Source organism: Arthrobacter sp. ok909 (assembly GCF_900104405.1).
GTDB classification, from domain to species: Bacteria; Actinomycetota; Actinomycetes; order Actinomycetales; family Micrococcaceae; genus Arthrobacter; species Arthrobacter humicola.
Genome location: NZ_FNJS01000011.1, coordinates 108,217 through 130,239 on the forward strand (window position 1 = coordinate 108,217; position 22,023 = coordinate 130,239).

General features: G+C 63.5%; 22 protein-coding genes and 1 pseudogene. 9 read left to right on the forward strand and 14 right to left on the reverse strand.

The genetic code is table 11. The annotated features are described in order from the left end of the window. Positions 1–9: 9 nt before the first annotated feature. A complete protein-coding gene (locus tag BLR03_RS11215; RefSeq protein ID WP_175460501.1) occupies positions 10–978 on the forward strand; it encodes a LacI family DNA-binding transcriptional regulator in 969 nt (322 codons plus the stop codon). A 3-nt stretch (positions 979–981) separates the two neighbouring features. On the opposite strand, the gene BLR03_RS11220 is transcribed toward BLR03_RS11215, so the two are convergent. From BLR03_RS11220 to BLR03_RS11235, 4 genes are all read right to left on the reverse strand, one after another. Continuing rightward, on the reverse strand, positions 982–1,221 hold the full coding sequence (locus BLR03_RS11220; protein ID WP_091252578.1) for a hypothetical protein: 240 nt from the start codon (positions 1,219–1,221) through the stop codon (positions 982–984). Positions 1,222–1,316: 95 nt separating this feature from the next. Beyond that, the gene (locus tag BLR03_RS11225; protein WP_091252581.1) at positions 1,317–2,123 is read right to left on the reverse strand and encodes a carbon-nitrogen hydrolase family protein; all 807 of its coding nucleotides are present in this window, start codon (positions 2,121–2,123) and stop codon (positions 1,317–1,319) included. Further along, positions 2,123–3,289 (reverse strand): M24 family metallopeptidase, encoded by a 1,167-nt coding sequence (locus tag BLR03_RS11230; protein ID WP_091252583.1) that lies wholly within the window; start codon positions 3,287–3,289, stop codon positions 2,123–2,125. Before BLR03_RS11230 ends, BLR03_RS11225 begins: the two co-directional genes overlap by 1 nt. A 151-nt stretch (positions 3,290–3,440) precedes the next feature. After that, positions 3,441–4,868 carry a cytosine permease gene (locus BLR03_RS11235; RefSeq protein WP_091252584.1) on the reverse strand — a complete coding sequence of 476 codons (1,428 nt, stop codon included), beginning with the start codon at positions 4,866–4,868 and terminating at the stop codon, positions 3,441–3,443. A 355-nt stretch (positions 4,869–5,223) separates the two neighbouring features. Here BLR03_RS11235 and BLR03_RS11240 point away from each other — a divergent pair, with 355 nt between their 5' ends. Then, entirely contained in the window at positions 5,224–5,670 is a 447-nt protein-coding gene (locus BLR03_RS11240; protein ID WP_139184525.1) for a transposase, read from the forward strand. Here the strand turns inward: BLR03_RS11240 and BLR03_RS23975 are convergent. The 6 genes from BLR03_RS23975 to BLR03_RS11265 all read right to left on the reverse strand — a co-directional run bounded on the left by BLR03_RS23975 (position 5,591) and on the right by BLR03_RS11265 (position 9,749). Further along, positions 5,591–5,992 carry a hypothetical protein gene (locus BLR03_RS23975; RefSeq protein WP_139184526.1) on the reverse strand — a complete coding sequence of 134 codons (402 nt, stop codon included), beginning with the start codon at positions 5,990–5,992 and terminating at the stop codon, positions 5,591–5,593. The genes BLR03_RS11240 and BLR03_RS23975 overlap by 80 nt on opposite strands. Before the next feature lie 348 nt (positions 5,993–6,340). Next, positions 6,341–7,078 (reverse strand): hypothetical protein, encoded by a 738-nt coding sequence (locus BLR03_RS11245; protein ID WP_139184527.1) that lies wholly within the window; start codon positions 7,076–7,078, stop codon positions 6,341–6,343. Positions 7,079–7,197: 119 nt separating this feature from the next. Beyond that, complete coding sequence (locus BLR03_RS11250) at positions 7,198–7,503, reverse strand: hypothetical protein (RefSeq protein WP_091252589.1); 306 nt, start codon at positions 7,501–7,503, stop codon at positions 7,198–7,200. A gap of 99 nt (positions 7,504–7,602) precedes the next feature. Beyond that, positions 7,603–8,421 carry a hypothetical protein gene (locus BLR03_RS11255; protein WP_091252591.1) on the reverse strand — a complete coding sequence of 273 codons (819 nt, stop codon included), beginning with the start codon at positions 8,419–8,421 and terminating at the stop codon, positions 7,603–7,605. Then, positions 8,414–9,103, reverse strand: a complete 690-nt coding sequence (locus BLR03_RS11260) for a helix-turn-helix domain-containing protein (protein WP_091252593.1) — start codon at positions 9,101–9,103, stop codon at positions 8,414–8,416. The genes BLR03_RS11255 and BLR03_RS11260 overlap by 8 nt, the downstream gene beginning before the upstream one ends. A 202-nt stretch (positions 9,104–9,305) precedes the next feature. Then, complete coding sequence (locus BLR03_RS11265; RefSeq protein WP_091252594.1) at positions 9,306–9,749, reverse strand: hypothetical protein; 444 nt, start codon at positions 9,747–9,749, stop codon at positions 9,306–9,308. Positions 9,750–10,117: 368 nt separating this feature from the next. Between BLR03_RS11265 and BLR03_RS11270 the strand changes: the two genes are divergently transcribed. Beyond that, positions 10,118–10,666 (forward strand): recombinase family protein, encoded by a 549-nt coding sequence (locus BLR03_RS11270; RefSeq protein ID WP_091252596.1) that lies wholly within the window; start codon positions 10,118–10,120, stop codon positions 10,664–10,666. A 285-nt stretch (positions 10,667–10,951) separates the two neighbouring features. On the opposite strand, the gene BLR03_RS11275 is transcribed toward BLR03_RS11270, so the two are convergent. Together BLR03_RS11275 and BLR03_RS11280 are read right to left on the reverse strand one after the other, a co-directional pair. Next, a complete protein-coding gene (locus tag BLR03_RS11275; protein WP_091252597.1) occupies positions 10,952–11,887 on the reverse strand; it encodes a ketopantoate reductase family protein in 936 nt (311 codons plus the stop codon). Between the two features lie 378 nt (positions 11,888–12,265). Continuing rightward, a complete protein-coding gene (locus BLR03_RS11280) occupies positions 12,266–13,312 on the reverse strand; it encodes an SLAC1 family transporter (protein WP_091252646.1) in 1,047 nt (348 codons plus the stop codon). A 168-nt stretch (positions 13,313–13,480) separates the two neighbouring features. Between BLR03_RS11280 and BLR03_RS11285 the strand changes: the two genes are divergently transcribed. Continuing rightward, positions 13,481–13,987, forward strand: coding sequence for a winged helix-turn-helix transcriptional regulator (locus tag BLR03_RS11285; RefSeq protein ID WP_091252648.1), 507 nt, complete (start codon positions 13,481–13,483; stop codon positions 13,985–13,987). A 629-nt stretch (positions 13,988–14,616) separates the two neighbouring features. Here the strand turns inward: BLR03_RS11285 and BLR03_RS11290 are convergent. Continuing rightward, entirely contained in the window at positions 14,617–15,438 is an 822-nt protein-coding gene (locus BLR03_RS11290; RefSeq protein WP_139184528.1) for a hypothetical protein, read from the reverse strand. Between the two features lie 296 nt (positions 15,439–15,734). On the opposite strand from BLR03_RS11290, the gene BLR03_RS11295 reads away from it, so the two are divergent. From BLR03_RS11295 to BLR03_RS11315, 5 genes and pseudogenes are all read left to right on the forward strand, one after another. Continuing rightward, entirely contained in the window at positions 15,735–16,502 is a 768-nt protein-coding gene (locus tag BLR03_RS11295; RefSeq protein WP_091252601.1) for a DUF5677 domain-containing protein, read from the forward strand. A gap of 418 nt (positions 16,503–16,920) precedes the next feature. Then, positions 16,921–17,250: a DUF6221 family protein gene (locus tag BLR03_RS11300; RefSeq protein ID WP_091252603.1), complete on the forward strand. Its 330-nt coding sequence runs from the start codon at positions 16,921–16,923 to the stop codon at positions 17,248–17,250. 1,272 nt (positions 17,251–18,522) lie between these two features. After that, positions 18,523–20,031, forward strand: coding sequence for a sensor domain-containing phosphodiesterase (locus BLR03_RS11305; RefSeq protein ID WP_091252605.1), 1,509 nt, complete (start codon positions 18,523–18,525; stop codon positions 20,029–20,031). A 2-nt stretch (positions 20,032–20,033) separates the two neighbouring features. Further along, positions 20,034–20,750, forward strand: coding sequence for a response regulator transcription factor (locus BLR03_RS11310; RefSeq protein ID WP_254788404.1), 717 nt, complete (start codon positions 20,034–20,036; stop codon positions 20,748–20,750). Between the two features lie 217 nt (positions 20,751–20,967). Further along, positions 20,968–21,426 (forward strand): annotated as a pseudogene (locus tag BLR03_RS11315) (transposase); the annotation flags it as partial. 122 nt (positions 21,427–21,548) lie between these two features. Here the strand turns inward: BLR03_RS11315 and BLR03_RS11320 are convergent. Continuing rightward, positions 21,549–21,965, reverse strand: coding sequence for a hypothetical protein (locus BLR03_RS11320; protein WP_091252606.1), 417 nt, complete (start codon positions 21,963–21,965; stop codon positions 21,549–21,551). Positions 21,966–22,023 lie beyond the last annotated feature (58 nt).

Sequence of the window (22,023 nt, forward strand, 5' to 3'; positions counted from 1 at the left end):
ATCCGGCACGTGGCCAAGGCGGCCGGCGTATCAGTCACGACGGTTTCTGATTCGCTGAGCGGCAAAGGCCGGTTGCCGGACGAGACCCGGAAAAAAGTTCTCCAGACAGCCAAAGAGCTGGGATACCAGGCGAGTTCTGCCGCGAAGAGCCTGGCGTCAGGCCGGACCGGCATCATTATGATGTCCATCGCTGCGCCGGGGACGGCCGTTACGTCCATGTGGAATGTTGAATTCTTCGTCCGGGTCATGAGCGCTGCCTCGGAGGTCGCCTCAGCTAAGGGGTACGCCTTGGCTATGGCGCCGCTCGGTGATTGGGCGGGGTCCTCGAGGCTGCCCTATGACGGGGCAATAGTGGTTGACCCTGTCAAGGAAAATACGCTGGTTCAGCGTGCTCTGGTGGACGGACGGCCTTTGGTCACCGTCGGAAGGCTCGACTCCGAGGCTACGAGCTGCGTCGACAACGATTTTTCCGTCATTGTGCCGGAGGTCTTGGATCATTTGTGGCAGCAGGGAGCCAGACGTCCGGCTCTGATTTCCAGCCCTGTCAGTGCTTCGTATGCGGCCGACTGTGTTCGGGCCTACAGGAACTGGTGCAGCGCGAATTTGGTGGAGCCCCTGATCGAGGTCGTCTCGGGCAGTCTGTCGGAGGACACGGGACGACAGGCCGCGGTCAATCTGCTGAGCAGGACGGAAGCTCCTGACGCGATTTTCGCAACACTGGACCGGTTGGCACTTGGCGCCTCGATGGCAGCAACAGCCGAGCGGGACGTCATGATCGTGAGCCTGGGCGATAGCTCAGCGGCAGCGGGCGCTTCTGTGCCTCTGACCGCCGTCGAACTGAACCCGGTCGAGATCGGGCGCGCAGCGGCGGAAATGCTGATCGAACAGATTGAGGGTAAGCAGGACATCAAGAGCGTGACGGTGCCGGCCCATCTCGTCGTCAGGGCCAGCACCGGCGCCAGGCCGCGGTCCAGCTGATTCTCAAGGGTGCAGCAGCTCGGTGCGGAACTCGTCGTGCTCTACGGTCCGTCCATACGCGACATCCGGACTGACGGCAACCGTGAAGACAGTCGGTTCGTGGCGGGTCACTTTCACCCCCTGCCGGCCTTCTCGCATGGCGTAGTCCTGCGCCGCCGCCACTGCCTCATTTAACTTCTGTTCAATTGTCTGTGGTGTGAAGGCCCGAATGTAGGCCACATGTCCGTTGCCGGCCGATGTCATAGCAATTACCTCCGAGAGGCCGGGGGGCCGTCCCTGACGGGTTCTCGTTGTCAGGGACCGTCATCAAGCCGGTGTTGTTGTGCGTTGTCATGCGACTAGTAGAGTTCTGGCCTGAGGTGCTCCAGGTAGTCCACGGCGCGGGCCACGGCTGCGCCGATAGTTACAGAACCCGTGAGGGTTTCCTCCCCCGGTCCTGCCTGGCCAAGGACGGCCCCGTCGGGGCCGATGATTCGGGATCCGCCAACGAAGTCAAAGGGTCCCTCGGACCCGGGACGGTTCACGTAGAGGTGGGGGAGCCTGTTGTCCAGGGCGCGCGCCCTGCCTGCGAGTTCGTGGTCTCCGTAGTAGGGATCCATGTTGGCCGCGATCGAGACAATCACGTCGGCGCCGTCCACGGCCAGTTTGCGTGCCGGTTCGGCGAGTTCGATATCGAAACAGATCAGCGGGGCCACAGTCAGTTCTCCGAGCTTCACGCACCGCAGATTCCCTCCCGGGGTGAATGCTTCCGCCTCCCCGTCAAAGAGGTGGGTCTTCCGGTAGATGCCGGCTATCGCGCCGGTGGCGTCGATCATCAGCATCGAGTTGTAGGGGCGCGGTCCGGCCTGTTCGATGAATCCAACGATCAGGGCCGTCCGATTGTCGCTGCATGCGTTTCTGAGCACTGTGACAGGCTGGCTTTCCGGGGATAACTGCAGCTCCCACAGGTCAACGGTGGTGTAGCCGGTCAGGAACAGTTCGGGGAAGATGACCAGGTCAGCGTCGTGATGTTCCTCGAGAATGCTGAGAACGCGGTGTACATTCTCATCGATCCGGCGAGGAACCGGCTCCTGCTGAGCCAGGACGACCCGGACTGTCGGTCCGGTGCGGGCTGTGCCCGCGGGAGAATGTACACCGCGCGACATTAGACCAGCTCCAGACCGTAGCCGGCCGGTGACAGGCGGCGGACGCCGTCGGACTGGACCAGGTAGTTGTCCTCGAGTTTCAGGAGCATGAATTCGCCATCGACTTCGATCCCGGTTTCGGGTTCGAGCGAGATGACGCTGTTCTCCACAATGACCTGGTCACGGTCAAAGAGGCCGTGGCGGTAAATCGTCGGCAGTTCGCAGGCCCGCAGCCCGACGCCGTGTCCGATGGCGTAGGGCGTTGTCGGCAGTCCTTCGCCGGCCAGGTAGCTGTTCACCGCTTCGTCCACTTTGGAGACGAGGACGCCCGGTTTGGCCGTATCTTCGGCGATGCGGTGGGCGTTCAGGAGCTTTTCGTAGACCGCACGGATCTCGGGCCGCGCCTCACCGCCGACGAAGCCGGTCCGGGCGATGTCGGATGCGTAGCCGTGCTGGCCGTAGACGCCAATGTCGAAGAAATAGGGGTCGCCTTCGCGCAGCACGCTGCCCTCTGCGAACCATCCTCCGTTGCCGCGGCGGTGGTTGCACAGGGAGTGGCTCAGGAACTCCGGACCTGACTCCTGGAGCTTGCCCATGACGGCGGCCAGGATGTCGTGGTCCGTTGCGCCCGGGACGGCTGCGGCGATGCCGGCTTCGGCTCCGATGGAGTTCACGATGCTGGCGTCTTCGAGCAGGATGATTTCATCCGGGGTCTTCCGGATTCTGATGTCGTACAGTTCCTGGCCGACAGAGACGAATGAGGTCTTCGGGAGACCGGCCTGGAGCCGGCCGAGGATGGCGGGATCGATGAGTTCGATACCGACCTTGGTGGCTCCCTTGAGAGCCGAGGCCAGCCCCCGCGTCCACGTTTCGGGATGGCCGACGACCGGCGCCCAGGAGGGCATTGCGTGGATGGCGGTGATCCACGGAAGATCGGGCACGGGGTTCGCCTGGGTCTCGTCCACCCAGGGGGTGAAGATTTCGGCGTTTCCGTCCCTGTCGATGACGGCCGCGAACCAGTCGAAGGCTTCGGCGATGATCTGGGTGCGGTAGTCCGTCGCGTAGCGGATATGGTCGAACCCGGTCAGGAGCAGGTGGGAGAGCTGGTTGCGTTGCATGAGCTCGGCGACTGCCGTGCGGCGGTCCTGGCGGAGCCTGTCGATGTTAATGCTGGACCAGTTGTACATGATTTCCTTCTCAGATGGTGGGTGGGTTTGGGGTTCAGGGTGTCGGTGAGGCCTTGCCGTGTCAGGCAGCGACGGTCTCGACTGGGGCAGGTTTGATGTGCTTGCGTCCGAGCAGGTAGTAGAGGCCGCCTGCGACGACGGTGCTGGAAAGTCAGGACAGGTCTGTGCCGCCGAGGGCGACCGCGACGGGCCCCTCCACTCCGGGGATGCCGGTCTGGAGGAAGAGCCAGCCTGCGAAAAGCCCTACTGCCAGCGAAATCATTCCCGGCCAGTTCACGTCATTGCTCCATCTGGGGGAGAACGGACTGTACAGCTCAGATACCGTGATCCGCTGGCGCCGCAGGATGAAAAAATCGACGACAGTGATGGCGGCCCAGGGTGAAATCCAGACCACGAGGACGCTCATCCATTGGGAAGCGGAGTTCGCGAAGTTCCCAGATTGAAGGAACAGCCACAGCACCAGCGATCCGACGATGCCGCCGCCGAGGGCAATCTTCCATTGGCGGGCCTTGATGTCCAGGGACAGCACGGCCAGGACCGAGGAATACATCACGACAATGTTCGTGGCAATGGGTCCATGGAGGATCAGGACGAGGATCGGCAGAGCCAGGGCACCAAATGCGGCAAGGACCAGTTCGGCCGGATCCGTTCCGCCGCCGGCCGAGGCAATATAAGCGCCGAGGAAACCCAGCCAGACGACCGGCACAAACATCCCGAACGTTGCAGACAGGAACACTTTGCGGGCCGGCAGTGAGGGACGGGTGAAGCGGGTGAAGTCCGCGGCATACACGAACCAGGTGATGCCCCACCCGATGCCGATAGCCGTCATTACCTGGCTCATGGCCGCGATCTTGTCGCCTCCGGAGAGGGTCCCCGGAGCAAAGCTCGGATGGACATTTAGCGATGCAACCACCGTCATGACGAGCATGACGACAAGGATCACCGGCATCGTCCAACGTTCGAACTTCTTGATGGCGTTGAAGCCCCAAGCCGCAAGCACCACCTGGATGGTCATGATGATTGCGGCGATCGAATATCTCACTGCATCGCCGGGCTGGACTCCGACTTGTGCCAGAGCCGTCATGGCGAGATCCAGGACGATCCACGTATTGACGCCCACCCAGCCCATCGGCATCAGGACCATGACGGCAGCCACCACTTTGGCGCCGCGGCGCCCAAGCGCGAGACGGGCCAGCATCATCGCGTTTACGCCCGTCCTGTGGCCCATCAGGCAGAACAGCCCGAACAAGGCTGATCCAAGAGTGTTGCCCACAAGGATAACCAGGAGCGTTTCGCCCAAGCTCAATCCCAGGCCAAGTCCAACCGTTCCAAGAACCCAGTTGATCGGGGCCAGGTTGGCGCCGGCCCAGATCCAGAACTGGTCCGCACTCCCGGAGGTTCGGTCCCTGGACGGTATCGGAGAGACGCCATGATCTTCGACCAAGGACTCCGGGCTGGGGGAGCCTTGCGACTCCCTGTCTACTATCGAGGCCTCATTAATCAATGGGGCCACCTCCAAAATGTTAGTGAGCTCCGAGCCGTCGGCCCGGGCACAGTTCGGCCGGAATATTGAGCGCATCCCCGAGTGCGCGACTGCAGAAACGTTTCTGCAAATGCATGTGCTCTACATCGCTTTGAGCATCTGCATATATGATTGCAGAAGCGTTTCTGCTTGTCCACTTAAGTTTCCGCCCCGTTAAGGCAGATGCCCGTCAGCACGTGAACGCGATCCTGCTGCGCCACGGCATAGCTACCCGAAAGACACCCGGTGGACGCAGGAACACAGCCGGTGGCTGCACCGCTAGCACTTTGGGGAACCGGCGCTGCAGTTCACCTACGAGGCCGATGTCGAGCAGGCGGAGCTGCTCGCAGGGCGCCTCAAAAGGATCGACAAGCAGGTCGCCGCGACGGCGGCGGCGCGCCGGTACGCCCCGGTGATTGACGCGTTGATGTGCCTGCGGGGCATTCAGCTCACGACGGCGTTCGGTTTGGCCGTGGAGATTGGGGACTGGACCCGTTTCACCGGTTCGTCCATCGGCTCCTACCTCGGCCTGGTGCCCAGCGAGGAGTTCTCCGGCCAGTCCAGGCACCAGGGACCGATCACCAAGGCCGGGAACACCTACGCCCGCAAACTCCTCATCGAAGCCGCCTGGCAGCACCGGCGCCCCTACGCCCGGCCCGGGGAACGGCTGCTGCGCCAGTTCGAGCTCGTCGCCCCGGCAATCCGCATCGGCGCCCTGGAAGGAAACCACCGGCTCCACCGCGAATGGGAACACTTCGATGAACGCCACAAAATGCCGGTCAAGGCCAACACCGCGATCGCCCGGGAGCTCGCCGCTGGTGCTGGTCACTGGCCGCACCGCTCTGCTCCTGCGGTGTGAACAGTCCGATGAACGCCCCGACGGACAACCCGACCACCCAGGCAGCCTTGCGCATGGCGTCACGGTTGAACTTGAGCGCCTTCGCGGCGAACGCGACCACGAGGACGGCGAGGATCCCGGCGCCCGCGTAGATGGTGCCGAACGGGGCCAGCTGCATCGTCCAGAGCCCGGCGACCCAGGCGATGAAGACGAACGCGGCGATCCCGACAATGGAATGGGTGCCGTTCCGGTGGCCGCCGGAGATTTTCCCGATCCCGGCACAAATGATGTTGGACAGCGGCGGCAGCGAATAGGCGATCGTGGCGTTGAGGTTGGCCCGCATCGGACGCCAGCCCGGCCCCGGCGACAAAGAGGGCGCCGGCTGACAACACCAATCGGGGAAACCGGCATCAGGCCCAGACCGATATCCAAGGCCTGCGGCAGGAACGGGGCCTTCTCGGCGACAGCGGTCAGGTCAACGTGCAGGTTGGTGGCCAGCGCAACCCAGGCGGCGGCGCCGCAGGCTTCGTGGTGGGCTCCCATCATCGCGGGGCGTCCTTTCACATCGGAAGAATTGGTCTTCCCCTGATGTGTGCGGCTTCTGCCGCCGCCGTCGTCGCTTCATGCGGCAAAGCAAAGTCCGGCCAGCCATGACTGCCCGGACTTTCGCCGGAATAGATCGAGTGCGCCGCTAGGCAGCCGGGGCCGCTGCGGTCTTCTTCTCGAGGGCCCGGACTGCCTTCTGGATCGTGGCACCGTATCCGCCGTTCAGCGCGGTGTCCTTGATCTTGTTGGCCTGGGTGTCCAGGTCAGCCGGCGCGGCGTCCTTGAGAGTCTTCAGGTCCGTCTGCAGGTTGGCCGGAAGCTTGGCGAACAGCTTCGGGTGGCTGATGAGCTGGTCGGCGACCTTCTGCAGCCCGGCGCCCGGGTTGGCCGAGGTCAGGGCAGTGCGCAGCTCCTGCCGCAGCCCGGCCGCGGCGGTGGCGTTCTTCTGAAAGTTCTCGGCGCGTTTCTGGAAGTCGGCGCCGTACCCGCCGGAAAGGGCCGTGGTCTTGATCTTGAAGGCGTCTTTCACCCGGTCAGCCGGGGCGGCATCCTTGAGCGCCGTCAGGTCCGCCTGCAGGGCGGCGGGGAGCTTGGCGAACACCCGAGGGCGGTTGACCAGGGCGGTTGCTGCCTTCGCGGCGCGGTCGCCGGCGGCCTGCGGGCTGTTCGCGTTGAGACGCAGGAAAGCTCCGAGGCCGTGCAGGCCGGCGCGGGCTCCCGTTTTGGCATCGGTTGACGGGGCTGCCGTCGAGGCTGCCGAAGTGGACGGCGATGAGGGGGATGCTGAGGCGGCACCGACACCCACGGCGGCCATGGCGCCGGCGGCCAGGACCGCTGCTGCTCCCACGCCGAGACGGGTCTTCAATGAGGGGGTTGTCGGCATTGCTACCTCTTTCGTTCCGCTTGCGAATCGTGCGGGCCGGGTCGCTTGTCCGGCCCGAAGTGCCCTCTCACCGTAGGAGCCGAGGCTGGGCGGCAACTGATAGCAGCCTCCGGATCCACTCAGTTTTCAAGCGCAGCTGCCCTGCTTAGTGCAGTCGGGCCTGCAGGTCCGTGATCGAGGCCGAGAGGGCCCGGGCGGTGTCCCAGGTTGCGGAGAGGTCGCGGACCCCCGGCGGCTTCCAGCGCGTCCCGGACCGGGGTCCGGTGCCGGCGGGTGAGCAGCTGCACCGGACCCGCGTGGACGAACCGGTCACGGCGGAACGGCAGCTCGGACGGGTAGCGTGCCGCGGGCAGCGCGACGGTCGGGGCGGCATGCCCGAAAGTGGAGAAACGGCCGGACCGGGTGCGGGGCTGAAGGAGTCTCATGCTCTTCTGTGTGCGGCTGAGCCGTCACGCGGCCGCCGCCCGCCACCGCCGGGGCGGCGGCCAGCACCCCGGCCGCGCGACGACGACGTAGCGGGAGGGTCAGCCTTTGAGGCGGTTGATGAGCGGGGAGCCGTTGTGGTTGGCGGCCAGGATCCGGAGCGCATCCCATGCCGGTGTCCGGTCGGCGGGGCCCAGAAGCTGCCAGGACCGGTGACCGGTGTCGGCAAGCACCTTGTGCAGGGCCTGGATCCGGGACCTGTCGCTGCCCTTCATCTGTGCCGCGGTTACTAGTGGGGTCTTGATGGTGGCGCAGAGCACCACGGCGTCATCGAGGTGCCGGTCCTTGTCACGGGAGTCCTCCAGGTACGCGGCGCCTTTGAGGACCAGGGCGCCGAGGGTGTTCGGGATGCTGATCAGCACCGGCCCGTCCCCGTCAACGGTCATCCGGCAGTTCACGGTCCGCTGCAGCGCCTGGGTGCCGCCGGCGACCTTGAACGGTTTGCGGCCACCGATCGTGGGCACCCTGGAGGGGGCCGCGTGGTCGGCGATCATCACGTCGATCTGCTGTTCGCCGCGTACGAACCGGTGGGCCGGGGCGTCATGCGCGATGGACGTCTCCAGCGTGTACCCGAGATCGGTCAGGACCCCGATCACCGCCGCGGTCGTTGCGGCCCCGGTTTCGATGTGCAGGATGATGTCGACGTCCGCCGTCGGCCGGGAAACGGCCAGGCCGGCCGCGGCCGCGTGCAGTTGCACCATGAGGCCGCCGACCAGCGTCCACTGGCTCGAGGGCAGGGCCCTGGCCAGCTCGATGCACTGCGGCCACGGTGAACCCCAGCCACCCGGCGGAACCGGGACGTCCCAGGTTTCCCGGCCGGCCGCCACAGCGGCCACGTCTGTCGTGGCCGGCTCAGACATGGAGCAGTCCGTTGATGACGCGCTGGCCGGCGCTGCGCTCACGGGTGGCCAGGGAACTCATCAGGTCCACCGCGATCGCGGCGACCGGCACCCGGCCCTCGGCGAAAGGCTCGGCCAGATCGACCTCGTGGATGATCGCGTTCCCGTCCGGGTCTTCGACCAGGCCGAACGCATCGGCGAGGGCGGCCGCGTCGCCGGCCATGACGTAGCCTTCGGCGATCCCGCCGCCGCCGGCCATGCCGAAGGTGCGGGCGGTGGACTCGTCGCGCATCGCGGTGGCGCCGCTGGCGATCAGGTGGCCGGTGAGCGCGGCCAGCCCGTCCGGGGTGGCCCGGTAGCGGAGGGTCTTGTCCTTGTTGCGGGCCAGGACGGCCACGGCGTCGGCGTCCAGCTCGCGCAGCCGGCTTTTCAGCCGGGACTTCTCCGACGCGGAGATCCACGTCGGATTCTGGCCGGAGAGCAGCGCGAGGGCGGCCCAGGCGGTCTTCGCCGTCCAGGCGCGGCCGCGGCGGGTGCCGGCGGCGGCCAGCCGTTCGACGGAGGACCGGTCGATGAGGAGGGCCTTGCCCGCCCTCCCGGTGGCCGTCAGCTGGCCGGAGCCGAGCAGCCGGTGGATTGACATCGTGCTCCGATCGAGGCGTGCGGCGGCCTCCGCCACGGTCATGTCCCTGGCTGCATCCATACGCTAATAGTTACGTGTCTAACGGTTAGCGTCAATACGCTAACCGTTATGTTTCTGTCGGTTAGTGTCAACGGACAGGGGGTGGCCCAAGTCGATCGAGCGGGCCGGTACCTCGAAGTTGACGCTGACCGTGGCCTTCCCCAGCTGTTAATGCCCTCAACCGATACGGGGGCATTGTGCGTCCTGCTACGAGCGCGCACGTTCACGATGGCCGGACAGTTCTGCCGGTGCCAGGGCGTCCCGGCCGTGCCGGTGCAGCTGATGGGCGGGTTCCCGTGAGTTGCCGCCGGTGGCCCGCCGGTGTGCAGGCGGGGTGAAGGCCGGCAGTCGAGCCGGAGCCCAGAACATCGCGGAGCGACGTGAGTGCGGCCTCGGCGTTGCGCAAGTGTATGGCGTCCGTGGTCCCGAGCGGGGCCAGACGCCGGGTCAGGAGACCCAAGGCGGCCAGGACATTGTCCAGGCCGGTAAGTGCACGGACGATCCCGGCCAGGTCTGAGGGCGGGGGAGCCGCTGCGAAGAAAAGGATTCTGCGGCAAAGCCGCGTGCAGGCTTTCGCGTCGTCGATACGGAAGGCCCGGATCATCGACGAACCGACGGCCGCGGCGCTGGTGAAGGCCAGCGCCAGGTCTGGATCAGTCGGGTCCATAACCCCATTGTGGTCGCCTCGCTGTCTGGAATACCAGTCACTCCCGTAACACAAGCGTCCGGTCGTGCGGAACCTGCGCGTGTCGCCGTTTCTGACGCATCCGGTATGGAGAGTGCGCCGCGCGGCGTAGAACGGTTCGCCCTTGCGGTCGCGGTGCCCACGGTGGCCTGCTGGACGCGGCATCGAGCACTCATCTGGCATCTCAAATAGGATCGATTACTGAGACGGTCGGGGCCGCTTTTCAGGTGGCGTAGGAGTATCGGTGATCTTGCGGTTCGACACGCCACTCCTCAGTCTCAGAATGCCGTCCAACAGCGTTTGCTGCCACAGGGCAAATTGTTCGGGATTAAGAGAATAGCGGGGCGGCCATGGCTGTGATCGGGTACGCGAGGGTTTCCACTACGGAACAAAACCTTGATCTTCAGCTCACTGCACTTCAGGCCGCCGGCGCGGCCCGGACCTTTGCCGATAACGGTGTCAGCGGATCCACGGTCGAACGCCCTCAGTTATCCAAAGCCCTGGACCGGCTGGAGACCGGCCACGTGCTCACCGTGTGGAAGCTCGACCGTCTGGGGCGCAACACCCGGCACGTCCTGGACATCATCGAGGACATCAGGGAACGGGGAGCTGGTTTCCGTTCGCTGACCGAAGGACTCGACACAACTGGTCCCATGGGCACCGCCAAGTTGACGATCATGGCTGCATTCGCGCAGCTGGAGCGCGACACGATGATCGAACGCACCAGGGCCGGACTCGCTGCGGCAGCGGCCAATAATCGCCACGGCGGAAGGCCACGCAAAGTGGACGACGCTGCCGCTGCCCGGGCCAAGGAACTCAAGGGAAAAGGAATCAGTGCCTCCGACATCGGCAAGATGCTCGGAGTCTCGCGCGCCACGGTCTACCGGTACCTTCGATAGGCAGACGACTGCGGAAAGTGACCGCGAGCGTAACCAGTGTCCGTCGTGAATCGTACCGAAATTGTCCGCGCAACGGGTGATCGTGGCGGCACTTTTGGGACAGCCTAAAAGGACAGTCCGGTTACGTTGCGTTCCGCGGATGCGTGTCAGTTTCCGTAGTCGTCTGCACGGAATGTCCGGAGTCGTCTGCACCAGCTGCAGAAGCAATCGATCGTTGCTCCAGCCATGGATGCGATTCACTTGAACGCTGCGGGTCTCTGGTTGTTGTGCCGCTTCCAGGATGTTTCAGGCTGGGGCCGAGTCGAAGATCCCTCCACCGGTGGGGTTGATGTGGTGGGCCCGCACCTGTGTCACGGCGAGATCCAGCAGCGGCGTATCGACATTCAGGATTCGTGCCCGGGCCGCGAGAGAACCGAGAAGGTGCTCGGCTTCGACTGCTTGCCCCCTTTGCAGGTCCCGGTAAAGCGAAGAGGTGAACGGAGACCCCGGAGCTGACAGGATGTGCAGGCTCTGCTGATGCCCTGGCTCGCTCACCGGGTAGCCGGCTGCTGCCGCAACGTTTTCGGCCTCGGCGATGGCTTGCAGGATTTGGGGGCGACCTCCTGCTTCGAGGATCGCGCCCACATTGTTACGTAGCAGGCAGGTGAGAGCTCCGGCTGCGCTGATGAACGCCCACTTTTCCCAGAGTTGCTGCATCATCGTGGTCGTGATGGTCAGGTCGATGCCGGGAACATCGAGGGTTTCCGCGAGGGAGGGAGGAATCGGGTCGGCCGTCAACGACCCGACGGTCATTGTGGACAGTGGCGTCATCTGCCGGATGGCACCGGAATCGTCGACCATGGCGACGATTTTCACGAGACCACCGATCACCTGCCCCGGATATGCGTCTTCGAGCACGTCAATATGGTCAAGACCGTTGAGGAACGGCAGAATCAGCGTCTTCTTTCCGATCGCCGGGCCGGCCGTATCGAGGATCCCCTCGAGTGCGGGTGCTTTCACCGCAATCACCACCAGGTCGTAATGATCACCCTCAGAGATGCTGGTGACGGCTGTAACGGCATGCGTCCGGTCCCCGTCCGGGGCGAGGAAGCGCAGGCCATCGCTTTGCAGGAGCCGCTGGCGTCCAGGACGAACAAAGTACGTGACGTCCCTGCCCGCTTCCTGGAGCCGAGTTCCAAACGCACCTCCGGTAGCTCCCGCGCCAACAATCAATACCCGCATCCATACTTCCTTCCAATCGTCCCCCGGTAAACAACGCGGTCAGAGGACAGCGTTCTGACCGTTTCAAGTCTCTCAGCCCCTCGTAGGACTCAGAACCGGAGGTGTTGTATCTACAGGAGTCGTCAAGACTGGGGGTGTCAAAAACGAAAGATTCAGAGAACGCCATGAATCGAGAATCGGCGTCGGAGATCCAGATTCCCTGACTTGGACGTGGTCTGACGACTGATGGGACTCCCAGGGGTCCCGTCGCCCCACACAGAGTAGGACCGGGCAAAGCCGCCCGGTCCTACTCGTTATGCGGCCCATCACCGGGCTGGTAAGCAATGAATGCTAATCGGAGGGCCGGAGAGTGGCTGGGGCAGCTGGCGACCGCTCGGTCTAGACGGGGACCCGGGCGTGGTTCTGGCGTTTTTCGGATTTTCCGGCGATGGATGCCGCGACGCTTCGTCCGGCGATGATCAGGATGAATGCTGTTGCCAGGGCAAGGACGGTCCAGGAATAGATTTCCCTGCCGGGAAGGTTCGATGCGGCGAACCAGCGCACGGCGTAGTTAGCCGTGGTGGCGACGGGGAAGGTGAAGACCCAGAACAGGGGGCTGAAGGCCAGCTTGCGGTATTCCCCGATGAGCAGAAGCTGCATGAGCAACATGATAATCAGCACACCGGTGAGGCCGAGCTGCAGCGCTCCGATGGGCCCCGGATGGGAAACCATCCACGCGACACTGGCTGTGGCCGGCGCCGCGAGATAGGCCGACAGTCCGGTGCGGGCTGCCGGGGGAAGCTCGCCGGCGGTCATCAGCCGGACGGTGACGACGGTTCCCACGACCATCCAGAAGAACGCGCCGATGCCGAATGCGGCCAGCGCCGCATCATGTGCGTGCACGCTGGAGAACCCGATGCTGGCGACGAAGGATCCGGCCACGACGGGCAGAAAGTAGCCCGGATGAATGGACTGCATTGATACTCCGCCGGTGACCCAGTGTGCGAAGAGCTTGGTGGCGACGACTGCCAGGGCGGCGATGAACGCTATGCACACCCACGCGCCCAACGTAGGAAGGTATTCGCTGTAGTGGGCTGAAAGCAGGATGCCCACCAGTGGAATGAATGACGCAAACGGGCCGGCCACCTGGTGTCGAAGGTCGGCCCGGAAGGCTCCTTTGCGTCGCAGGCCCCGCAGCAGATAAATGGTGGTCAGGCCGAGCCAGATGGCGCTGGCTACTCCGTAGAGGACTTCCTCCGGCCAGGACGGCGCCCCGAGAGTGACGCGGGCGGCGGACCATCCGGCACCCAGGCCGGCCAGGCCCAGCGGAATACCGAACAGGCTTAACGGCAGCATGCCCGAAGGGGCGGCAGGCGCGGAGGCATCGGGCGACGGGACGCGCGCTCCGGACGTTGTCGGCTCGGGCCTAATGTCAGTCAGTGTCATTCCGTACTCCTCGAAGCTGGGGTCGTCAGTGGGCTGGAAGTCATCCTGGGGATCGGCCTGGCTTGAGTCATTCCGTTGCCAGCGCGTAATATCAAAGTACAAGCTTTCTTTAAGAAAGTAAATAAGCTTGCTTGAAGAAAGTCAAACGATCCTTTGAAGGGAATCCTGATGCCGCTTCGCACTAGCTGGTCGGAAGACGATTGCCCCATTGCCCGGGCAGCAGACGTCCTGGGTGATCCCTGGTCTTTACTGGTGCTGCGGGAGGTCTTCATGGGCAACAACCGGTTCGACGGCTTAAAGAAGGAGCTCCGGGTCGCTGACAACGTCCTCAGTGAACGCCTTCGGCGTCTGGCCGGGGCGGGTCTTCTGGTCGCCGAGCCCTACAGTGCGGGAACCCGCCCTCGGAAGGAGTATCTCCTCACCGCAGCCGGGACCGACGCACTGCCCGTGCTGCATGCACTCACCGTGTGGGCGCAGAAAAACACACAGTCTCCGAGCGGGAAATCTTTGCGCATTATTTGCACGACCTGCGGGACGGTTTCCGCCTCCGGTGCCTGGTGCGAAACGTGCGGGGCGGAACTCACGGCGGCAACCACAGCATGGGACCACCCGAAATCTACTAAAAATCTCATCGAGCTCGCCACGGCCGCCCCACAGCCAAATTCCGACGACTGACTCCGCGGCCTGACGCGCGCGGGAGAAGCCTATGTCCAGCCGCGAGACTGTCCCGGCAGCGTTGCTCATTCGATAAAGATGACAGGAAGAATTGGTGTTCTCGATAACGAAGGATTTCAAGAATGCATCGAATCGAGAACCCCGGGCCGCCCGCTCTTCAATGACCATCGGAATGGAAGCGGGGCTTCTGACTTTCTCCACAGATCGTTACTTCTGGAGGTGGAGTAGTGACACGCTGTACTTGACGCTTTCTGTCTCCGGGGGCGGCGTATGAAGGCAGAAAATAGACCCAGGATAAGGAAGCAGACGGGCATACCCAGAATTGACGGCACTCACGCCACTCTGAACCATGAAGTCTTGCTGCGTCGCGGGTTGCGTCTTGAATACGCGACCCTGGGCTGGTGCCGCGGCGATCCCCCATTGCTGGCGGCACTCCCTAAGTGCCGCCCCTGCGACTCCCCCAGTCTTGCAGGGGCGGCGCTCTGGCGACTACTACCCACGGCCCGCACGTTCCGGGCTTCCCAGAACGTGGCGAGTTTCCCCTTCTTCTTAGGAACTTGGCCGCCAGCCTCATGCAGTGCCCGGCGAAGATCCTTCAACGCCGACAACGAACCGCCTAAATTCCTTTGCTACTCGGGTTTAGCGTTCGGGTTAAGAGAGCGCCGCAGCCTGGCCGCACTCGCCATGTGACCGTTCGCTTGCAACATATTTGCAGCAGACTCCACGAGCTCCCGCATCCGCTGCACTTCGATGCGGGCAATCAGCACCTCGCGCCAAAGAACATCATGATGTTTTCCCACCCAGTCGCGCCGCATCTGGAACGACCGGCGAAGCGCCTCGTCCCACGCCTCAAACTTCCTTCCTCTTGGCGGGGATCCATGTTGCCGCCATTCGTATTGCCGTTCTTCGAAGTCCCGTTCTTCCCTCTCGACTGCGCGAAGAACAACTTCGGGGTGCTGAGCGGCAAGAGTCCGAGCCACTCGCGCTGCCGTCTCAAAGGGGACGATAAAGCGTTCCCCTTCCTTGAAGGCCGTTGGCGGCGACGTGAGGTCGTCCTCCGGGATGCCGCACAACCGGGACAAGGCGCTGACATCTCCGATCTTGTACGGAGAGATGCCGGTTCTCCCGCCACAGCCGTCGATCATCCCCATAGGGGTCAGTGAGTCCAAGGTGACGCCAACTGCCCAGTCGATGTCGTCGCTGACTATCGATGCACTCTTGACGGCAGCCCACCGACGCTCTCGGGCGCTGAAGGCCTCGGCGTCAGCCCACTGGCATTTGAGCCGCCCGTCCGGGACCCATTCCTCGAGCCCTTTAGCGTCAGGATCTTCGAAGCGCACCAAAGAGTACTCATATTTCCGCCCAGTGCCCCGTCGATGCTTTAGAAACCGGACAGGCTCCAGCGGGTGCTTACCTGTTTTGCGATACGCCCATATCTCGCCGGGTTCCATGCGTGCATGTTATCGCAGCAGTCAGGTGACTTGCGGGACTCCTTTAGTGGCAGGATCGAGTGCAGTGCGCAACGGGATCCAGGAACTCATAATCGGGCTCCAGCTCCTCAACTGGAGAGCGGCCGGGGTCTGACTGCCCATAGAGTCCGGCACATGGCTTATAGGTGACGACGTGGTAATCAAGGTCAACTTGGAGTGGCCCAAAAACTGGACAATAATCCTTGGAGCCAAAGCCAGGGCTTACATGACTCTGGTTCGAAGCCGTTGCAGTGTGACAGCACAGACAGGACTCATTCTTGGATGCCCAGAGGCAGAAAGCTTTCCGTCGGATTTTCTTCAACCTGAAATCCATCCGGTTGCACGGCCCTGAGCCAGCGTCGCTTGAAATTGAGGATATTGATCGTGATGAGTTCAATAACTGGTCTGCGGTAGCCGTTGCGTGGGGCTGGACGACACGTGTGGCGCGATCATGCGAAGCAGCCATTCGCATGTCAGATAACGGGTTTGATGAGGAGGCGGCGCCACTCTTACGCTCCGCGACGGAGCATGCCATGTGGTTATGGTGGATTCGAAAAGATGGGGGCAAGGTCCTAGAGGCACTCCAACGGCAGCAGGCTACCAGCCTGCAAAAGCTGCTAGGAGCGCAGGAAATCGGTTGGACCCTGGACTCTCCAATTTTGGATAATATCGACGCACTGATTGGACAAGCCACTAGGAGACACGCAGAACTTGACGCTTTTGCGCACCTCTCCCACCTAGCAAAAAGGTACCGAGACGATCTTGGGAATTTGTATCAGGCATGGCTGGTCGATACGCAAAACTCGCACCCGACGCTTCAAAGCGGTGCCGCATACTTCAAGACCCTGGCCGATGGGCAGCCCCAGGGCCCAGGATTTAGGCTGCTCCATAAGTCCGATTCGCAGGAGCACAATATTGCCGCCAAAGCTGTCATCATGTTTCATGTAGCGCTAACCGCTTATTCTGCTGTTGCAGGCCTAGACGATTACTACTTGCCGAAGCTGGATAGAGTTACAGAGCAGATTGGTCAACTCTCGCGTTCATGAATAGCAGGATCGCCGTGGTGTGTTAGGGGAGTAATTGCCGTTGGTCGGAAAGCCGACAGTGGCAGTTGGTATCCGTGTGGGTCACAATGTCCAAGGCGCCGGGAACTTCTGCCTGGATATATTAGGGGCATTAAGATGAAAAAGACTCTTTTGTTGGTTGTTTGCGCCGTGGCGCTCTCAGCGTGCGGGTCAGCCGTCGAAGCGGCTGGCCCCGCCCCGACGGTAACTGTGACAGTGACGGCGCCTCCGGTTACAGTCTCTGCTACACCCCAACCGGTAGCCGCATCTCATCAAGCATCGCGCCCACCGCTTCAACATCAATCTTCACCACGGACCGGACATTAGCCGCCAGCACCGACTTATTACGCCTGCACAAACCGCATGACGCTTGACTGGACGCTGGTGCAAGACTGGCGGCATGAATATTGTCGAATTTCTTGAGGCCCGCATCGCCGAACAAGAAGCCGGCATCCAGGGCCGGCACTTTGCAGGGGGCCACGACTACGAAACGGTGGCAAGCGACGATATGGCGGTCCCTCCGTCCCTTACTGAAGCCTTACTGGCGGAATGTGCCGTGAAGCGGAGGATCGTGGCTGATTGGAAGCTCGCTGCCCAGGAGGACGGCATCACCGATCCCGCAGATGCTGAGGAACCAGTCGCCCTCGCCCGCCGTTCCATGCTGATTGTTCTAGCCGCCGGCTACAAGGATCACCCTGACTACGACAACGACTGGACGCTACACAGCTAAAACGAGCGCCTACCGGACGGCAAGACGCTCTCCCAACGGGGAGCCCGTAGGTTCCGGCTGTCGCCGTATCGGGCCTTTCATAGGGTCCCACTGGCACGTGCCCCGTTCTACGTGACGGCAAGGGTTTGCACAGCCAGCATGGTTAGCTGACGGGGGTTTGTGCTTTCGGCGGCCCCTCCATTACCTGGGGGAGATGGAGGAGCCGCACCTGATGGTACTGCGTCGGGTACTGAGTCTCAATGGCTCCGGCGCACCCATTGCCAGCTAGGGGCCGTGCGCTTACCCTTGCGTTGGGAGTGGCCCGAGCAACCGTTGGGGGCAGGCCACACGGCAAGTGCGCATCGCCGATCCCTGCACACTGCTGGCTCCATGGTCTCAACGCGATGGAGCCAGCTTGCAGGACTGCTCGGTCTGAATTGCGCTCCGCAAGACGCAAGCAGGCGGGGGGTTCGTGTGGCCCGGAGCGCAAGTCTTGGGCCAAACGTTTTTGTTGCTTAGCGGACGTGGCTGATTGCTTCGGCCCAGTAGCCTTGTTCGGCTTCGGTGATCTGGCGGTTGCCGTTTGCCTTGTATTCTAGGGGTTTTCGAGATTGGCCATATTTCCCCGGTCATGGGTTTTTGCGGACTGGTCACGATGTCGGGGCTGCCCCCGCCACCCAAAGCTGGCCAGTGCCACAAGTGATCCACCGGACAGGGCCAGCAGGGTTCGCGCGTGGGAGTCCTCTTCGAAGAATCTATGCGGCCTGACTACAAGTGGCCGTCTCCTTTGAACACAGGAGCGGTTGCGCCGTGACTGCATTGGGTGCACCGGAAACATCGTCGCAAGGGGATCCGGGAAGTGCCAAGCTCAGGTGTTTGGCAGGTTTAGCGCAACTTCCGGGTCGAAGATAAGCGTGCTTGTTAGTGTGGGGGCAGGACGTGGGGCCCGTCGAGAGCGTCACTCTTCGCGGACGGGTCGGGTTCCTGGCACGGGCCGCGATCCTGTTCCAAGCAAAGGTCTCAGCCGATGCGACCATTTCCGGTTTTTTCGTCGTCGTTGCCTCGGCCGCCACCCAGCCGGGATGCGGCTCTCGAGGCGTTCCGTGGTGACTGTGTTGACTTGGATCCTGCGGGCCCTGTCGTCCGGGGCAGCGGCGGCCCGTGTCGGCGGTGTGGCGCCGTGGGCGATTTCCGGTGCGGAGATCAAGCGCCGGGTCCGCATGGAAGAGCAACGCCACGACCGGGAAACCGCCGGGGAACAGGCTTGGCCGGTACCGATACGAACGGGGATGCATGACGGGCAGGGAGCAGGTCGCACCAAAGGTACGGGACATATTGGTGGTCGTGCTGGCGGTCCAGGTTGTCTTCGCCCTTACGGCCGGCGCCGTCCTGATCATGGATCCGGCTAAGGTACTGGATGATCCGGCTGTTCAGTGGCTGGCCGGCACGGTGATCGTGATGCCGATCCTCGTGGCCGTCCTTCTGGCCGTGAGGTTCCACCGCAGCCACCGGGCCGAGAGAACCCGCACCGGGGCAACGGCCCAACTGATGGACACGGTCCTGAGCACCAGCCACGAATGGGTCTGGGCCGTAGACGCTCAGGGAGTCTTCACATTCTCCAGCCCGACCAGCACCGGGTTGCTGGGCTGGTCGCCGGCGGAGCTGCTGGGCCAGCACTGCGGGCTGGTCATCGAAACCGGGGACCTCGCCCGGGCCAAGGCCGATGTAGCGGAAGCATCGGGGCCGGGCTGGCGGGGTGTCATGGTGCGGTGTCGGCATCGAGACGGCAGAGCCGTTTGGATGGAAGTCTCGGGGAGGGCTCGTCCCGCGCGGGAGGGCCGGAGCGGCGGGTTTGAAGGGACGAGCAGGGTGCTGGCGCCGCTGACGGCACGCCAGAAATCCGACTCCCACAGCCGGGCCCGGCTTCGCCGGATGATCGAGGAGAAGATGCTGCTGACCGCGTTTCAGCCCATCTACAGCCTCACCACGGGTCAGCTCCTCGGGGTCGAGGCGCTGACACGGTTCGTCGATGAGGACGGCGCAGGCACGGAGTTCTGGTTCACCGAGGCCGCCGTGGCGGGCCTCGTGCCGGAACTTGAATTTGCCGCGCTGGAGACCGCGGTGATGACCGCTCGGGGTCTTCCTCCCGGTATTTATGTGGCCCTGAACATTTCACCGGAGACCTGCCTGGACCCGCGGCTTCCGGGCCTTCTTCAACGTTCGGGCCTGCCGCTGACGAGGATCGTCCTGGAACTGACGGAACGCCTGGAAGTGCCCGAGTACGGTCCCCTCCTCTCGATCCTGGCGCCGCTACGGCAACGCGGGCTGCGCATCGCGGTGGATGATGCGGGCTCGGGCTTCGCCTCGATGCGGCACGTCCTTCACATCCGGCCCGACATCATCAAACTGGACCGCAGCCTCATTGCCGGGATCGACGACGATCAAGGCCGATGCGCCCTCGGTGCGGCGCTGGTCGAATTCGCCCGGCAGATCGGCGCCACCCTGGTTGGAAACGCCCGCGGAGCTCGCCGCCGTGGCAGGGATCGGCATGACGGCCGGACAGGGCTATCTGATCGGCAGACCCTCGATCCATCCCAGGGACTGGGCCGCCTGGTACGAGACATCAGGCCCCGGCCCGAGCCGACCGAAGTGAACAAACCCGGCTCTCTCCCGACGGAGTGGAGCCCTTTGACCCTGGCACCGGCGTCTTCCTATGGGAGAAAATCTTCCGTGGGTGACCCTCGGATTGACGGGACCTGCACGAGGTTGCGGGTCGGTGGCGCTCCAGCAACAGGAGTCTAAACATGGGTGTGCCCTTAGACACCGTGGTTGCCCGGGAACGGTCCCCGGGCCCGGTGTGCGTGTTTGTCGTCATTCATCACGAGCTCGCCCGGCAAGGCCTGAGGGTCGTGCTCGAGGAGGCAGGTCTTGAGGTGGTCGGCGACTGCTGGTCAGCGGCTCAAGCCGGCCGTCGGATCGTGGATGCGGGCACGGATGTGGCGGTGCTGGACGGGCTTCTTCCTGATGGGACCGGAATTGAAGTCTGCCGGGTTGCGCGCTCGGTTGATGCGGATCTGCAGTGCCTGCTGATGACCAGCTACGTCGACGACGAGGTGCTTCGCGGCGCCGTGCTTGCCGGAGCGGCAGGTTATGTGCTCCGGGAAGTCCGCGGCCACTCCCTGGTCGAGGCCATCCGTCGTGCCGCCACGGGGGAATCGCTCCTGGGGCCTGCCGTCGTGGAGAGGGTGAGGGCGTGGTTCGCCACAGCGACGGCGGACCGCAAAGCTGTCGACCTGACCGGCGCGGAGAAGGATGTGGTGGCCCTGATTCTCGAGGGTCTGAGCAACCGGCAGCTCAGCGAGGCGCTAGGTCTGACGGAGACGAGTGTCTGTGATCTCGTGTCCGCGCTGCTGGTCAAACTAGGGTTCGGACGCAATATCGTGCCAACGGGTCGCCCGGACGACGCGGCGGGTCGTGAACTGCGGATACCAAGCCGTCAGCAGACAGGATCCCTGTCTTGAGCGGTGCATTTTTCCGATGACAGTGTCGCTCTGGCGTTTCGCCCGACAGGCCATCTTTCCCGGATGAGACGAGGAGACGGTTCCCGTCATCTTCGCGGATTTCCTGCCCGCCCGGCCCTCCGCGCTGTCCGGGCTCGAACGCGAGCAAAGCCGGGACGATGTCTTCCACCAGCGCTACGAAAACTGGCTCAACGAACATTGACGCCTATAGGAGCATCAATAGTGGGACGAGATGTCCCGTGACCTGCGCCCGGTCTTCGCGGCACCCTCCGAGGGCGCCGCGAAGGAACGCTTCGTCGAGTTCTCGACCAAGTGGGGCCGGCAGGACCCGGCGATCACCCGGCTCCGGGAGAACGCGTGGAGCGAGTTCGTGCCGTTCCTGGACTGCGACGTGGAAATCCGGCGGGTCATCTGCAGCACCAACGCCATCGAGTCCCTCAACGCCCCGCTACCGGCGGCGGTCAGGGCCAGAGGTCATTTCCCCACCCTGCAGGCGGCCCTGAATCGCCTGTATCTGGCGACCAGGGCACTGGACCCGACGAGCAAAGGCAGGGCACGATGGGCCACACGGTGGAAGCCGGCACTGTATGCCGTCCGTCGACATCACCGTCGACGGAAGAATCAACTAAATGCCAACCGTGGATCGACCGTTAAACGGGCATTCCCCCGGCGATAGAGCGGGGCAGCGTTTGGCTGACTTGTCGGATACCAGCGGAATCCGGCTCGGGTGCCCTTGTTGTTTCTTTGACTTGCTGTCTGGTGTCAGGGCCCGCGAGTGCGGACCGGCTTGTTTGGCAGTTAGCCCTGGGGCGGGGATGGGACGCCGGCGAGATAGTCGAGGCAGGCGTCGTAGTCGGTCATGACTTCTTCGAAGCTCCGCAGTCGGGGCTGGGTGCCGGTGCTGGGATCGGCGCTGTCCGATCGGGTTAGTTGTGGTTGGCAGCTGCGCCTGCTGGTGGTCAGGGTTGCGATGCCCCAGTCGGTGCTGGCTGGGGTGGTGGTGATGCCGACGCCCTCGAAAGGATCGGCGAGGAGGTTCCGGGCGATGGATGCCCACGCGATGAGGTGGAACCTCCGGGCCGTTTCGAGTTGTTGCTCGTCCCCGCTGGCCCAGGCCTGCTGAACTTTCTCGGAGAGCTTGTTCCATTCTTCGGCCGGGCGCACCAGCAGGTGGGTGGCGCGGACCTTGTCCTGAAGTTCTTTCAGCAGTGGCATGGGTGTTTCCCTTGTCTTTGACGGGGTGTGAGGTCATGGTTGTCGGCCTGTTCGGGCA